The sequence below is a fragment of the Micromonospora sp. NPDC048868 genome, from assembly GCF_043198195.1.
Taxonomy (GTDB): Bacteria; Actinomycetota; Actinomycetes; order Mycobacteriales; family Micromonosporaceae; genus Micromonospora; species Micromonospora reichwaldensis.
In genome coordinates, this window is record NZ_JBICUN010000005.1 from 81,849 (window position 1) to 95,759 (window position 13,911).

Consider the following 13,911-nt stretch of genomic DNA (forward strand, 5'->3'; position numbering starts at 1 on the left):
CACTCCGCGCGGGGCGGGAGCGACAGTCATTCCTTGACGACGTCCGCGTCCTCGACGACCGGCTCGCCGGCGGGGCGCTCCGCCTGACTGACGACCCGGGCGATGGCCGGACGGGCGTAGCGGGTCTGCACACCGGGCGCGACCTCGAGCAGGACGGTGTCGTCGTCCACGCCGGTGACCGTGCCGTAGAGGCCACCGATGGTGACCACCTCGTCGCCGGGCGAGAGGGCGGACTGCATGGACTCCGCCTCACGGCGGCGCTTCTGCTGCGGGCGGATCATCATGAAGTACATGACGCCGAAGAGCAGAGCGATCATGAGGATCGGCGTCAGGCTGCCGGCACCCCCGCCGCCCTCTGCTGCGTAAAGCACGGTGAAAGACCTTCCCATTGGCCCCCGGCCCGGCGCGGGCGCGCCGGAGCGGAAGCGGATTCTCACGTCCTGTACAGACCGGCGCGAGTCTAATCCCTGCACCTGGGAACGCCGAATGCGGCACAGATCACGTTCACATCACGGCTGATCGACATCCGTCGAGAACAGATCGGGCACCGCAGGAGCATTCGCGCCAAATGTACCATTCGGCGGCGTACGGCCCAGATGCCGCCAGGCGGCCTCCGTGGCGACCCGGCCGCGCGGCGTACGGGCCAGCAGGCCGGCCCGGACCAGGAACGGCTCGCAGACCTCCTCCACCGTGTCCGGCTGCTCACCCACCGCCACGGCCAGCGTGGACAGGCCGACCGGCCCGCCCCGGAACGAGTCGACGAGCGCGGTCAACACGGCCCGGTCCAGCCGGTCCAGGCCCAGCGCGTCGACGTCGTACACCGTGAGGGCGGCCCGGGCGGTCTCCAGGGTGACCACGCCGTCGGCCCGGACCTCGGCGAAGTCGCGGACCCGGCGCAGCAGGCGGTTGGCGATGCGGGGCGTGCCCCGGGAGCGGCCGGCCACCTCGGCGGCGCCGTCGTCGGTGATCGGCACGCCGAGGATCCGGGCCGAGCGGCGCAGCAGCACCTCCAGGTCGGCCGGCGAATAGAAGTCGAGGTGCGCGACGAAGCCGAACCGGTCGCGCATCGGCCCGGTGAGCAGGCCGGAGCGGGTGGTCGCGCCGACCAGGGTGAACGGCTCGACGTCCAGCGGGATCGCCGTCGCGCCCGGACCCTTGCCGACGATCACGTCGACCCGGAAGTCCTCCATCGCGCTGTAGAGCAGCTCCTCGGCCGGCTTCGCGATCCGGTGGATCTCGTCGATGAAGAGCACGTCGCCCTCGGCGAGGCTGGTCAGGATCGCCGCCAGGTCGCCCGAGCGCTCGATCGCCGGCCCGCTGGTCACCCGGATGCCCGAGCCCAGCTCGGCGGCGACGATGTTGGCCAGGGTGGTCTTACCCAGGCCGGGCGGGCCCGACAGGAGGATGTGGTCGGGCGGGGAGCCGCGCCGCATCGCGCCCTGCAGCAGCAGGTCGAGCTGGTCGCGGACCCGGTGCTGGGCGATGAACTCCTCCAGCCGCTTCGGCCGGACCGTGGCCTCCGCGTCGAGGTCGGCGTCGTGCACGTACGCGGAGACCAGCCCGCCGTCGGGCCCCGTCACCGGGTGCGGCCCAGCAGCCGGATGGCCTGCTTGAGCAGGACCGGCACCGGCGGCACGTCACCGTCGATGGTCTCCGCGACGGCGGCCACCGCCTGGTCGGCCTGCCCGGCCGTCCAGCCGAGCCCGACCAGCGCCTGGCGGACCTGCTCCGGCCAGGCCCCGCCGGTGACCCCGGCCGCGCCGTCGGCGCCGACCGGCACCGGGCCGACGCGGTCGCGCAGCTCCAGGACCAGGCGCTCCGCGCCCTTCTTGCCGATGCCGGGCACCCGGGTCAGCGCGGCGGTGTCGGCGTTGGCGATCGCCTTGCGCACCGCGTCGGGGGTGTGCACGGCGAGGACGGCCTGGGCCAGCCGGGGGCCGACACCGCTGGCGGTCTGGAGCAGCTCGAACAGCTGCTTGGCGTCGTCGTCGGCGAAGCCGTAGAGGGTGAGCGAATCCTCCCGGACGACCAGGCTGGTGGCCAGCCGGGCGGGCTGGCCGATGCGCAGGTCGGCGAGGGTGCCCGGAGCGCACTGCACCGCCAGGCCCACCCCGCCGACCTCCACCACGGCGTGATCCGGACCGGTCGCGGTCACCACCCCGCGCACGCTGGCGATCATCTGGCTCCTCCTCGTCGTACCCGGTCGGCCGCGGCGGCCAGCTTGGAACGCGTCCCTCCGCGCCACACGTGACAGATGGCCAGGGCCAGGGCGTCGGCGGCGTCCGCCGGCCTCGGCGGCTCGGCCAGCCGCAGCAGCCGGGTGACCATGGCGGTCATCTGCGCCTTGTCGGCCTGGCCGGAACCGGTCACGGCGGCCTTCACCTCGCTGGGCGTGTAGGTCTGCACGGGCAGCCCGGCGCGGGCGCCGGCGAGCACGGCGATTCCGCTGGCCTGGGCGGTGCCCATCACCGTGCGGACGTTGTGCTGGCTGAAGACCCGCTCGACGGCGACGCTGTCGGGCCGGTGCTCGGCGACCAGGTCGGTGAGCGAACGGTCCAGGTGCAGCAGGCGCAGCGCCAGGTCGTCGTCCGGATCGGTGTGGACGACGTAGTAGGCGATCAGCGTGCAGGGGCGCCCCGGCACACCCTCGACCACGCCGACCCCGCACCGGGTCAGCCCCGGGTCGACGCCCAGCACGCGCACGCCGCCTCCTCCCCCAGCCGCCAGCGAGACCCCAGCCGCCAGCAGTACGTGTGTTCGACACCCTACCGAGCCGGGCGACACCCCGCCGCCGGGGACACGCCGGGCGCGCCGACACGCCGCCGGGGGCGCGCGGCGGCCACACATGCCGGGCGGTGAGTATGTGTCGCCGGCCCATGTGCGCCCGGACACACAGCTCGTAACTTCATGCGCCATGACGGCAGAACCCGTGGCGGTCCCCCACGTCGTACACGTCGACCTCGCTGGTCGTACCGCCCTGGTGACCGGGGGCGGGAGCGGCATCGGCCGGGCCTGCGCCCTGCGGCTGGGCGCCGCCGGCGCGGAGGTCCTGGTGGTGGACCGCAACATCGAGGCGGCCAAGGCGGTGGCGGCGGAGGCCGGCGGGCGGGCCGAGGGCGTGGACCTGGCCGACCCGGACGCGGTGGACCGCCTCGACGCCGACGTGGACATCGTGGTGAACAACGCGGGCCTGCAGCACGTGGCGCCGGTGCAGGAGTTCTCCGCGGAGCGCTTCGCCCACCTGCACCGGGTGATGGTCGAGGCGCCGTTCCTGATCATCCGTCGGGCGCTGCCGCACATGTACGCCAGGGGCTGGGGGCGGATCGTGAACATCTCCTCGGTGCACGGGCTGCGCGCCTCGCCGTACAAGTCGGCGTACGTCTCCGCGAAGCACGCGCTGGAGGGGCTGTCGAAGGTGGTCGCGCTGGAGGGCGCCCCGCACGGCGTGACCGCCAACTGCATCAACCCGGCGTACGTGCGCACCGCGCTGGTGGAGAGCCAGATCGCCGACCAGGCCGCCAGCCACGGCATCCCCGAGAGCGAGGTGGTCGAGAAGATCATGTTGGCGCGGGCGGCGATCAAGCGGCTGATCGAGCCGGAGGAGGTGTCCGAACTCGTGGCGTACCTCTGCTCGCCGCCGGCGGCGTTCATCACGGGCGCGTCCATCGCGCTCGACGGGGGCTGGACGGCGAACTAGTGGCAAGCCGCACAATGTCGGTCATGTCGTCACCGGTGGAGTTCCTGGAGCTGCTCGCCCGCGAGGCCGCGGCGGTGGAGTTCGAGGGGCCGCTCATCGCCGCGCGCGCCGCCGGGCTGTCGCCCGCGCGGCTCGCCGAGCTGGAGCAGGCCAAGACGGTGGCGCTGCGGGTCCGCGCGCTGCTGGAACGCCGCCGCCGCCGGGAGGTCGAGCTCTCCGGGCTGTACGACACGGTCAGTGACCTGGCCGGGCTGCGCGACCTGGACGACGTGCTGCGCGCGATCGTGCACCGGGCGCGCAACCTGCTCGGCGCGGACGTGGCCTACATGACGCTCGACGACGAGGAGCGCGGCGACACGTACATGCGGGTCACCGACGGCTCGGTCTCCGCCCGCTTCCAGCAGCTGCGGCTGCCGATGGGCGCGGGCCTGGGCGGCCTGGTGGCCCAGTCCGGCGCCCCGTACGTCACCGCGAACTACCCGGAGGACGACCGCTTCCACCACACCGGCGAGATCGACGCCGGCGTGGGCGAGGAGGGCCTGGTGGCCATCCTCGGGGTGCCGCTGCGGCTCGGCTCGACCTCGATCGGGGTGCTCTACGCGGCCAACCGCTCGGCCCGGCCGTTCGTCCGCGAGGAGGTGGCGCTGCTGGTCTCCCTGGCCGCGCACGCGGCGGTGGCGATCGACACCGCGCGGCTGCTCGCGGAGACGCAGGCCGCGCTGGAGGAGCTGTCGGCGGCCAACACCACCATCCGGGCGCACAGCAGCTCCGTGGAGCGGGCCGCCGCGGCGCACGACCGGATGACCGCGCTGGTACTGCGCGGGGGCGGCGTGGAGGACGTCGCCGCGGCGGTCACCGACGTGCTCGGCGGGGCGCTGCTGGCGCTCGACGCGGAGGGCCGGCTGCTGGCCCGGGTCGGCGAGATCGAGGAGCCGGACCGGGCGGACATGGTGGAGGCGGTGGCCGCGTCGCGTACGGAGGGCCGCAGCGTGCGCCGGGGCCGGCTCTGGTACGCCGCCGTGGTGGCCGGGGCGGAGAACATGGGCGCGCTGGTGCTGCGCCCCGACGACGAGCTGGTCGACGCCGACCAGCGGATCCTGGAGCGGGCGTCGCTGGTGACGGCGCTGCTGCTGCTGTTCCGGCGTACCGTCGCCGAGGCGGAGGGGCGGGTCCGGGGCGAGCTGCTCGACGACCTCATCGCCCGGCCGCTGCGGGACACGGACGCGCTGCGCAGCCGGGCGCGCCGGCTCGGGGTGGACCTGGACGCCCCCCACGTGCTCGTGGCGGTCGGCGACGACGCCATCGCCGCCACCGGCTCGGCCCGGCAGCGGGTGCTCTCCTGGGCCACCACGTACGCCTCGACCCGGGGCGGGCTGGCGGCCGCCCGCGACGGGCGGGTGGTGCTGATGCTGCCCGGGCAGGACGCGGGCGGCAGCGCCCGGGCGGTGGCCCGGGACCTGTCCCGGGTGACCGGCCGGCCGGTGACCGCCGGGTCGAGCGGCCCGTCGACGGGGCCGGCGTCGCTGGCCGCGACGTTCGCCGAGGCGGAGCGGTGCCTGACCGCGCTGGGTGCGCTGGGCCGCTCGGGGCAGGGGGCGAGCACGGCCGAGCTGGGCTTCGTCGGGCTGCTGCTGGGCGCGGTCGGCGACGGGGGCGACAAGGACGTCAACCGGTTCCTGACCGCCACCGTCGGGCCCGTCGTCGACTACGACGCCCGGCGGGGCACCGCGCTGGTGCGGACCCTGGAGGCGTACTTCGGGGTGGGCGGCAGCCTCGCCCGGGCCGCCGAGCTGCTGCACGTGCACGTCAACACGGTCACCCAGCGGCTGGAACGGGTCGGGCAGCTGCTCGGCGCGGACTGGCAGAAGCCGGAGCGGGCGCTTGAGGTGCAGCTGGCCCTGCGCCTGCACCGCCTGCGTACGCCCGCCGCCTGACGGCCCGCGCACCCGGGCGCCGACGGACCTGGCCGCAGCACGACCGACAGGCGTCCGGCCGCCGGGGCCGCCGCCAGGCGAGGCGGGGCCGTCAGCGGGCGCGGATGCCGTCCAGGACGCCGTCGACGATGCGCTGCGGCAGGGTCGCCTCGTCGAGGTCGGGGTGCCAGCGCATGACGCGCTGCACCAGCATCGGGCCGGTCAGCATCGCCATGACCACCTCGACGTCGAGATCCGCGCGCAGCTCGCCGGAGCGCATCCCGCGCCGCAGCACCTCGCGCATCATCTCCCGCCGCGGCTCGATGATGTTCTGGTAGAGCTGGTACTGCTCGGGGCTGCGGTTGACCTCCGGCACCAGGCAGGGCATGATCCGCGCCGCCCGCGGGTCGATGTGGTTACCGACCGCGCCGACCAGCAGGATCAGGTCGTCGCGGACCGAGTGGCCGGCGGGCTCCGGCGGGGTGCCCTTGAGCGTACGCAGGGCGTCGCGCAGCAGCGCGTCCTTGCCCGGCCAGCGGCGGTAGATGGTGGCCTTGCCGACCCCGGCGCGGGCGGCGATCGCCTCGATCGAGATCGCCTCGATCGTGCTGCCGTCGGCGAGCAGGTCGAGGGCGGCCTCGACGATCGCCTCGTCCGCGCGGACGCTCCTCGGCCGCCCGGGCGGCCGAGGAGCGTCGGCGGTGGAAGTCATGTCGGACATTGTTCCCGAAGCTAGGCGGTCCCGGCCAACTCGGGTTCCCCCACCGGCGCCGGCCTCCCCGCCGCCTCGGCGGAGCGGCCGGGCATCCAGCGCAGCACCACGAGGATGCCGAGCGCGGCGATCGCGGCGGCGATACCCGCCGCCCAGTGCATCGCGGCCAGGAAGGCGTCGTCGGCGACCGCGATCAGCTGCGGCGCCGCCGGCCCGAGCTGACCCGCCGCGGCGTACGCGCCGGAAATGGACTCGCCGGCCGCCTCGCGCGCCCCGGCGGGCAGGTCCCGCAGGGCGGGGTCGACGTCGGCACGGTAGACCGCGGAGAGCACCGACCCGAGCACCGCCACGCCGAGCGCGCCGGCCACCTGCCGGACCGTGTTGCTGACCGCCGAGCCGACGCCGGCCTTCTCCCGGGGCAGCGCGGACATGATGGACTCCGTGGCCGGCGGCATGATGTTGGCCATCCCGGTGCCCTGGAGGAAGAAGACGACAAGCACCACCCAGATCGGGGTGGTCGCGTCGACGAACGCGAACGCGCCGAGCGCGACCACGGTCAGCGTCAGCCCGACCGCCGCGACGGCCCTGCCGCCGTACCGGCGGACCATCGCCGCGCTGGCCGGGGCGAACACGAGCTGGGCCGCCGCGAAGGGCAGGAAGAGCAGGCCGGTCTCCAGCGGGCTGTAGCCGCGCACCAGTTGCAGGTAGAACGAGGTGAAGAACATGACGCCCATCGCGGCGAAGAAGATCAGCCCGACGATGGCCACGGGCGCGGCGAAGCGCGGCACCCGGAACAGCCGCACGTCCAGCGACGGGTGGTCGCTGCGCCGCTCGTACGCGACGAACCAGGCCAGCACCGCCAGGCCGCCGAGGATCGCGACCCAGACCAGCGGGCGGCCGAAGCCGTGCTCGCCGCCGTCGATGATGCCGTAGGTCAACGCGACGAGCCCCACCACCGACAGCAGCACACCGGCGACGTCGACGCGGCCCGGATCCGGGTCCCGCGACTCCGGCACGAGCAGCGCCACCAGCACCACGCCGAGCACCACCACCGGCACGTTGATCAGGAAGACCGAGCCCCACCAGTAGTGCTCCAGCAACGCACCGCCGAGGATCGGACCGATGGCCACGGCCAGGCCGACCGCGCCGGCCCAGACGCCGATCGCCCGGCCCCGCTCCCGGGGGTCGAAGACGTTGGAGATGATCGAGAGCGTGACCGGCATGATGGCCGCGCCACCCACGCCCATCAGCGCACGGGCCGCGACGAGTTGCGCGGGGCTCTGCGCGTACGCCGACAGCAGCGACGCCAACCCGAAGAGCACCAGGCCGATGAGCAGGAAGCGCTTACGCCCGGCGCGGTCACCGAGCACACCGAAGGTGAACAGCAGGCCGGCGAAGACCAGCGTGTAGGAGTTGATCGACCACTCCAACTCGCCCTGGCTCGCCCCGAGGCCGTGCACCGGGTCGGCGAGGGTCCGCAGTGCGACGTTGAGGATCGTGTTGTCCAGGACGACCACGAGCAGGCTGATCACCAGCACCCCGAGGATCGCCCACCTCCTCGGGTGTCCCGTGTGCTCGTGCGGTGGCATCTTCGCGTTCTCCCCCCGGACCCCGTTTCGATACGGGCCAGACTCGTAATTCGGCGGTGTCAGCGTAGGCGGGTGGTTATCGATACGGAACCGGTTCGTATCTTATGTGGCGGCGGTCACTCGCGTCCTCTTTCCGGGTGCTGCTTCAGGTTTCCGGGTGCTGCTTCAGGTTTCCGGGTGCTGCTTCGGGCGCTCGGGGTGGGTTGGGCCTTCGGTGGGTGGGGCCTTGGGTGGTTACGGGGCGTCGCGGTGCGTCGTGGTGGGGGTGTGGCCCGCCGTGCCCGGTTCCGGGCGGTCAGGCTTGATCGGCGGGCCACACCCCGTCGGTGGCTACCTTCGCGTCCGTCCGCGTGGACCGGTCGGGAAGGGGCGCCGATCCGGTCGCCTGGCGCATCGCCGTATTGGTCTGCGCGAGGTGTGCGGGCTCCTGCCGGAGATCTTGGCGAGAAACCGCCCCTCCAGGGGCACTCTCGTACCAAGATCTCGACTGGCGCCTCAGTGACCCGGTGTCTGGGGGCGACCCGGGTGACCCGGGCGACCCCGGAACCCCAGTGACCCGGAGGAGCGGCTCACCCGACTCACCCGGGTTCACTCGGATGAGCCGGATGAGGTGGGTGAACCGGATGAGGTGAGAGAACCGGATGAGCTGGGTGAACCGGTGAGCCCTTGATGAGCCGGGTGAGCGCGGGTGAGCCGGGCTGAGCCAGGTGAGTCCTTGGTGAGCGGGGAGTCGGTGAACGTGGGCCCGGGTGTGATCGGTGTCCGGTTTCGTGGTGGCTGTCCGGGGCGGGTTGAGCCGGTGAGTCGTCGGTGGTTGGCGTGTCGGTACTGGGTGTGCGGTTTGTGGGTGTGACCGGGGGCATCGTGGGGGCGGAATCGTGGCCGGGGCGGGGTCGTTACACCCTGCGTACGACCGAGCAAGACCCACGCCGCCGAGGCCACGCCGCCCCGACAGATGGCGGGCCCGGGCCCGGAATGATGGCGGGCCGGCGGTGGTTACACATGGTCCGGCCGACGCGAGGGCGTCCCCCCGCCCCGCACGACAGCCCGGGCCCCTTCCGGCCCGCACGGGTCGGACATCCGGCCGGCATGGCCGATCTGATCTTTCCTCCGGCTGATTCGTCGGAGATCCTCTCCAGGTTTCGCTGGAGATTTCGCGTGAGTTCGTATGAGCGCCGACGGTGCTTGCACCCGCGTGAAGCCGATCCCCCTCGGTGTGGGTGCCAACCCCCGAATGGAGCGTTTCTGATGAACACGATCATCCGTAAGAGCGTTCTCGGTATTGCTGGTCTCGCGTTCGCCGGTGGCGTGTTCGCCGGTCCCGCGACCGCGCACGCGGCCCCGTCGGTGGAGTCGACCCCGGTGGCGGTGGCCGTGCAGGCCGACAAGCCGTCGGTCGACAAGGCCAAGCTGATCCCGCACGGTGTGCAGGGCACGCAGTCGCACGTCGACCTGTCCGACGAGCAGGTCACCAACGTGAAGGCGATCATCGCCGCGACGAAGAAGGCCGGCATGGACGAGCGCGCCGCCGTCGTGTCGATCGCCACCGCACTGCAGGAGTCGAAGCTGGAGAACCTGGGTCACCTGGGTGACCGCAACGACCACGACTCGCAGGGCCTGTTCCAGCAGCGTCCGTCCTCGGGTTGGGGCACGGTGGAGCAGATCACCGATCCGGAGTACTCGACGATGGCGTTCCTGAAGGGTCTGAAGCAGGTCGACGGGTGGCAGGACATGCCGCTGACGAAGGCCGCGCAGACGGTGCAGGTGTCGGCGTACCCGGACCACTACGCCCAGTGGGAGCAGCAGGCCGCCGACCTGGTCGCCGAGCACTGGAACAGCTGACACAGACTTTCCACCACAAGGGGGATCGCTGGCCGGCACCCGAACACGGGGTGCCGGCCAGCGGCACATCCACCGCCGGCCATCGCAGAGGGCTCGACGTCAGGGTTCCTGGCCGGACGGCGGCCGAAGCCACGACGGACCGATGGGCAGCCGGAGGCGAGCTGGCGAGCAGCCGGAGGCGGACGAGTGGGCAGCCGGAGCCGACGCTCTACCGTTCGGCAGGGGCGGGCGGCTGGCTGAGCCCGTAGATCTGGTTGAGCCCGTCAGGGCAGGAGCGGCACAGGCGGTGACGGCGCGGCGCAGGCGGTGACGGCGGCGGGCAGCGTGGACAGTCGGGTCGCCGGCGCGCCGAGCGGCTCGATCCAGCCCGGGCCGGCGCCGTACACCCGGGTCGCCGGGAAGTCGCGGGCGAAGCGCACCAGGCGGTACGCGCGGCCGGTGACCGGCGTCTGCGCCCAGACCACGACGATGCGCGGGCGGACCCGACGGGCGGCGCTGGCGAGCGCCGTCCACGGCAGTGCCGGCCCGAGCAGCAGGCTGCCCCGGGACCGCTCGCGCAGCGCGGCGGCCAGCGCGTGCAGGCCGAGGCAGTGCGTCTCCTGCTCCGCGCCGGCCAGCAGCACGCCGTCGGTGGGCAGCGGGCGGCCCGGTACGCGCCGGAACACGTCCAGGCCGACGCGGACGCCCTCGGCGAGGGCGTGCTCGACGGCGACCTCGATGGCGGTGTGCCCGGGCAGTGCTGCCAGCATCGGCACGCAGACCTGTTCCCACAGCGCCGCCGTGCCCCACTCGTCGGCCACCTCGACGACGACCGCCGCGACCCGGTTGGCGTCGAGGTCCTCGGCGGCCAGCGACAACTGCTTGCGCGCGGTCTCGACGGCCCCGACCGGCATGGGATCTGTCAGCACCAGACGTACCCCCGGGTAGACGTTCACTACCCGGGGGTTCGTCGGGAGGGCCGCGGCTGGATGCGCCCGGGTGCGACTACCGGCGGCGGGATGCCGCCCAGCGCGTCGCCAGGGCGGCGGCGCTGCCCCAGATGCCGCGCCGGAACACCAGCACGACGAGGACGAAGATCCCGCCGGTGACCAGGCCGATCGCCTCGAACCCGGAGAACGACAGCCAGTCCTCCAGGCGGACCAGGATGCCCGCGCCGAGCACCCCACCCCAGAGCGTGCCGATGCCGCCGAGCACCACCACGATGACCGCCTTGCCGGAGGTCGTCCAGTGCAGCACGTCGAGGGAGACGAAGCGGTGGCCGACGGCGAACAGCCCGCCGCCGAGCCCGGCGATGAAGCCCGACAGCACGAACGCGGTCAGCTTGTAGCGGTGCACGGGATAGCCGAGCGCGCGGGCGCGGGCCGGGTTGTCGCGGATGCCGACCAGCACCCGCCCGAAGGGCGAGTGCACGATCCGCCAGGCGGCGGCCAGCCCGAGCAGCACGATCGGCAGGATCGCGTAGTAGAAGTAGTAGTCGTCGGTCAGGTCCAGCCCGAACAGCTCGCGGGGCACGCCCTGCAGGCCGTTCTCGCCGCGGGTCACCGAGCGCCACTCGTTGGCGACGTAGTAGACCAGCTGCGCGAACGCCAGGGTGACCATGGCGAAGTAGATGCCCGTCCGCTTCACCGCCAGGTAGCCGATCGGCACGGCGAGCACGGCCGCCGCGAGCGCCCCGGCCAGCACGGCCGCCGGGAACGGCAGGCCGAGGTGGATGGCCGTCAACCCGGTGACGTACGCGGAGGCGCCCCAGAAGGCCGCGTGCCCGAAGGACATCAGCCCGGTGAAGCCGAGCAGCAGGTCCACGGCGACGGCGAACAACGCCCAGCAGAGGATGTCCACCGCCACCGCCGGGTAGAGCCCGTTGGGCAGCCAGAACGCCACCAGCAGCCCGACGGCGAGCAGCGCGTACCGGACCCAGCCGGGGGCCCGGGTCACGGCGACCAGCCCGGACCTCGGCGCCGGGCGAGCGGCGTCGGTCTCGGTGTCGACGGTGCTCGTCATGCCGGTGCCTCCTCACGGCCGAACAGCCCGGCCGGGCGCCAGAGCAGCACGACGGCCATCACGATGAAGACGATCGTCTGCGACACGATCGGGAAGTCGGACAGGTACGCCTCGCCCCACGCCTGCACCAGGCCGATGCCGAAGCCGGCGGCGACGGACCCGAAGATCGAGCCCAGCCCGCCGATCACCACCACCGCGAAGACCACGATGATCAGGTCGGCGCCCATCAGCGGGTTCACGGCCCGCATCGGCGCGGCCAGCACCCCGGCCAGCCCGGCGAGGCCGATGCCGAAGCCGAAGACCGGGGTGACCCAGCGCCCCACGTCGATGCCGAACGCCCGGGTCAGCTCGGGCCGCTCGGTCGACGCCCGGACCACCATGCCGACCCGGGTGCGGGTGAGCACCCACCAGACGCTGGCGCAGACGGCGAGCGCGAAGCCGAGGATGAAGACGCGGTAGGTGGGGAAGTCGAAGAGCCCGAAGTCGACCGATCCGCTGAGCGCGGACGGGGTCTCGTACGGGCTGGACTGCACGCCGTAGCGGAGCTTCACCAGGTCCTGGAGGATGAGCGTCAGGCCGAAGGTGAGCAGGAAGTTGTAGAGCGGGTCGAGCCGGGTGAGCCGGTGGATGAAGGCCCGCTCCAGGGCCATGCCGACCAGGGCCAGCCCCACCGGCATGATCACCAACGCCGCCCAGAACGGCACGCCCGCCTCGGTGAGCAGGACGTACGCGCCGAAGGCGCCGAACATGTAGAACGCCCCGTGGGCGAAGTTGACCACCCGCAGCATCCCGAAGATGACCGCGAGCCCGAGGGCGAGCAGGGCGTAGAACGCCCCGCTCACCAGCCCGTTGAACGTGTTCTGCAAGAAGCTGGTCATGCCCTGGTCACATCTTGCAGTCCGCCGACGGGGCGCGGAACGCCTCGGCAGCGGGGATGGTCTTGAGCACCTTGACGTAGTCCCACGGCTCACTGACCTCGGACTGCGGCTTCACCTGGGCGAGGTAGGCGTCGTGGATGACCCGGTGGTCCTCGGCGCGGAACTTGCCGTTGCGCAGGAAGACGTCGTTGACCTCCTTGCCCTCCAGCTCCTTGACGATCGCGTCGGCGTCGTCGGTGCCGGCGGCCTGCGCGGCCTCCAGGTACTGCGTCGCGGCGGAGTAGTTGGCCGCGTGCGCGAAGGACGGCCGGGTACCGGTCTCCTTCTGGAACCGGTCGGCGAACTCGCGGTTCTGCTGGTCGGAGTTCCAGTACCAGGCGTCGGTGTAGGTGGTACCGGCGAGCGCGGCCGGGGTGAGCGAGTGGATGTCGGTGATGAACATCAGGCCGACCGCCAGCCCGACGCCCTTGTCGCGCAGCTTGAACTCGTTGTACTGCTTGACCACGTTGACCAGCTCCGCGCCGGCCTGCATGGTGCCGAGCACCTGCGGCTTCGGGTTGAGCGTCGGCGCCTTGAGCAGGAAGGTGGAGAAGTCGCCGCTGGTGTTCGGGAACGGCGCCCCGTCCTTGCCGACGACCTGCCCGCCGGCGGCGGTGATGGCGGTGGTGAAGCTCTTCTCCATGTCCTGGCCGAAGGCGTAGTTCGGGTAGAGGATGTACCAGTTCTTGCCGACCTGCTCGGTGGTGACCTTGCCCGTTCCGTTGGCCAGCATGTAGGTGTCGTACGCGTAGTGGAACGTGTACTTGTTGCAGCTCTTGCCGGTCAGGTCGGTGGTCGCGGCGCCGATGTTGAAGTAGAGCTTCTTCTTCTCCTTCGCCACGTCGGCCACCCGCAGCGCCGCCGACGAGGTGGGCACGTCGAGGATCAGGTCGACGCCCTGGCGGTCGTACATCTCCTGGGCCTTGCTGTTGGCGATGTCCGGCTTGTTCTGGTGGTCGGCGGTCTCCACGGTGATGTCGCCGGTCACCGCCTTGTCGCCGTGCTTCGCCTTGAAGTCGGCGATGGCCATCTCCACGGCCTTGACCGAGTTCTTGCCGGACAGCTCGGAGTACGCGCCGGACTGGTCGTTCAGCACGCCCAGCACGATCTTGCCCCCGGTCAGCTTCTGGTCGCCGCCCGACTGGGGACCACCGCCGCCGCAGCCCGCGACCAGCACCATCGCCGCCGTCGAAGCCGCGGCCACACCCACCGTCCTACGCATGCCCATCCCTCCACCCCG

The 13,911-nt window shown here is 72.6% G+C and carries 13 protein-coding genes; 3 read left to right on the forward strand and 10 right to left on the reverse strand.

The genetic code is table 11. The features are described 5' to 3' along the window. Positions 1-26 precede the first annotated feature (26 nt). The 4 genes from yajC to ruvC all read right to left on the reverse strand — a co-directional run bounded on the left by yajC (position 27) and on the right by ruvC (position 2,703). Positions 27-371: a preprotein translocase subunit YajC gene (gene yajC / locus ACGFNF_RS09830; RefSeq protein ID WP_393166980.1), complete on the reverse strand. Its 345-nt coding sequence runs from the start codon at positions 369-371 to the stop codon at positions 27-29. Between the two features lie 138 nt (positions 372-509). After that, positions 510-1,580 (reverse strand): Holliday junction branch migration DNA helicase RuvB, encoded by a 1,071-nt coding sequence (gene ruvB / locus ACGFNF_RS09835; RefSeq protein WP_393166982.1) that lies wholly within the window; start codon positions 1,578-1,580, stop codon positions 510-512. After that, positions 1,577-2,179 (reverse strand): Holliday junction branch migration protein RuvA, encoded by a 603-nt coding sequence (gene ruvA / locus ACGFNF_RS09840; RefSeq protein ID WP_151456909.1) that lies wholly within the window; start codon positions 2,177-2,179, stop codon positions 1,577-1,579. Before ruvA ends, ruvB begins: the two co-directional genes overlap by 4 nt. Further along, complete coding sequence (gene ruvC / locus ACGFNF_RS09845; RefSeq protein WP_132240119.1) at positions 2,176-2,703, reverse strand: crossover junction endodeoxyribonuclease RuvC; 528 nt, start codon at positions 2,701-2,703, stop codon at positions 2,176-2,178. The genes ruvA and ruvC overlap by 4 nt, the downstream gene beginning before the upstream one ends. A 211-nt stretch (positions 2,704-2,914) precedes the next feature. Here ruvC and ACGFNF_RS09850 point away from each other — a divergent pair, with 211 nt between their 5' ends. Together ACGFNF_RS09850 and ACGFNF_RS09855 are read left to right on the forward strand one after the other, a co-directional pair. Next, the gene (locus ACGFNF_RS09850) at positions 2,915-3,697 is read left to right on the forward strand and encodes a 3-hydroxybutyrate dehydrogenase (protein WP_311413841.1); all 783 of its coding nucleotides are present in this window, start codon (positions 2,915-2,917) and stop codon (positions 3,695-3,697) included. A 14-nt stretch (positions 3,698-3,711) separates the two neighbouring features. Beyond that, a complete protein-coding gene (locus tag ACGFNF_RS09855) occupies positions 3,712-5,631 on the forward strand; it encodes a helix-turn-helix domain-containing protein (RefSeq protein ID WP_357580785.1) in 1,920 nt (639 codons plus the stop codon). Positions 5,632-5,722: 91 nt separating this feature from the next. Here ACGFNF_RS09855 and ACGFNF_RS09860 read toward each other — a convergent pair whose 3' ends face one another. Beyond that, positions 5,723-6,331 (reverse strand): TetR/AcrR family transcriptional regulator, encoded by a 609-nt coding sequence (locus ACGFNF_RS09860; protein ID WP_327027709.1) that lies wholly within the window; start codon positions 6,329-6,331, stop codon positions 5,723-5,725. An 11-nt stretch (positions 6,332-6,342) separates the two neighbouring features. After that, entirely contained in the window at positions 6,343-7,911 is a 1,569-nt protein-coding gene (locus ACGFNF_RS09865) for an MFS transporter (RefSeq protein ID WP_393166985.1), read from the reverse strand. A gap of 1,248 nt (positions 7,912-9,159) precedes the next feature. Between ACGFNF_RS09865 and ACGFNF_RS09870 the strand changes: the two genes are divergently transcribed. Further along, complete coding sequence (locus tag ACGFNF_RS09870; protein ID WP_393166987.1) at positions 9,160-9,753, forward strand: hypothetical protein; 594 nt, start codon at positions 9,160-9,162, stop codon at positions 9,751-9,753. A 263-nt stretch (positions 9,754-10,016) separates the two neighbouring features. Here the strand turns inward: ACGFNF_RS09870 and ACGFNF_RS09875 are convergent, their stop codons facing one another. From ACGFNF_RS09875 to ACGFNF_RS09890, 4 genes are all read right to left on the reverse strand, one after another. After that, positions 10,017-10,661 (reverse strand): transcriptional regulator, encoded by a 645-nt coding sequence (locus ACGFNF_RS09875; protein ID WP_393166989.1) that lies wholly within the window; start codon positions 10,659-10,661, stop codon positions 10,017-10,019. Between the two features lie 76 nt (positions 10,662-10,737). Continuing rightward, the gene (locus ACGFNF_RS09880; RefSeq protein ID WP_393166991.1) at positions 10,738-11,754 is read right to left on the reverse strand and encodes a branched-chain amino acid ABC transporter permease; all 1,017 of its coding nucleotides are present in this window, start codon (positions 11,752-11,754) and stop codon (positions 10,738-10,740) included. Then, positions 11,751-12,632 (reverse strand): branched-chain amino acid ABC transporter permease, encoded by an 882-nt coding sequence (locus ACGFNF_RS09885; protein ID WP_393166993.1) that lies wholly within the window; start codon positions 12,630-12,632, stop codon positions 11,751-11,753. The genes ACGFNF_RS09880 and ACGFNF_RS09885 overlap by 4 nt, the downstream gene beginning before the upstream one ends. A gap of 7 nt (positions 12,633-12,639) precedes the next feature. Further along, complete coding sequence (locus tag ACGFNF_RS09890; protein WP_393166995.1) at positions 12,640-13,899, reverse strand: ABC transporter substrate-binding protein; 1,260 nt, start codon at positions 13,897-13,899, stop codon at positions 12,640-12,642. Positions 13,900-13,911: the final 12 nt, after the last annotated feature.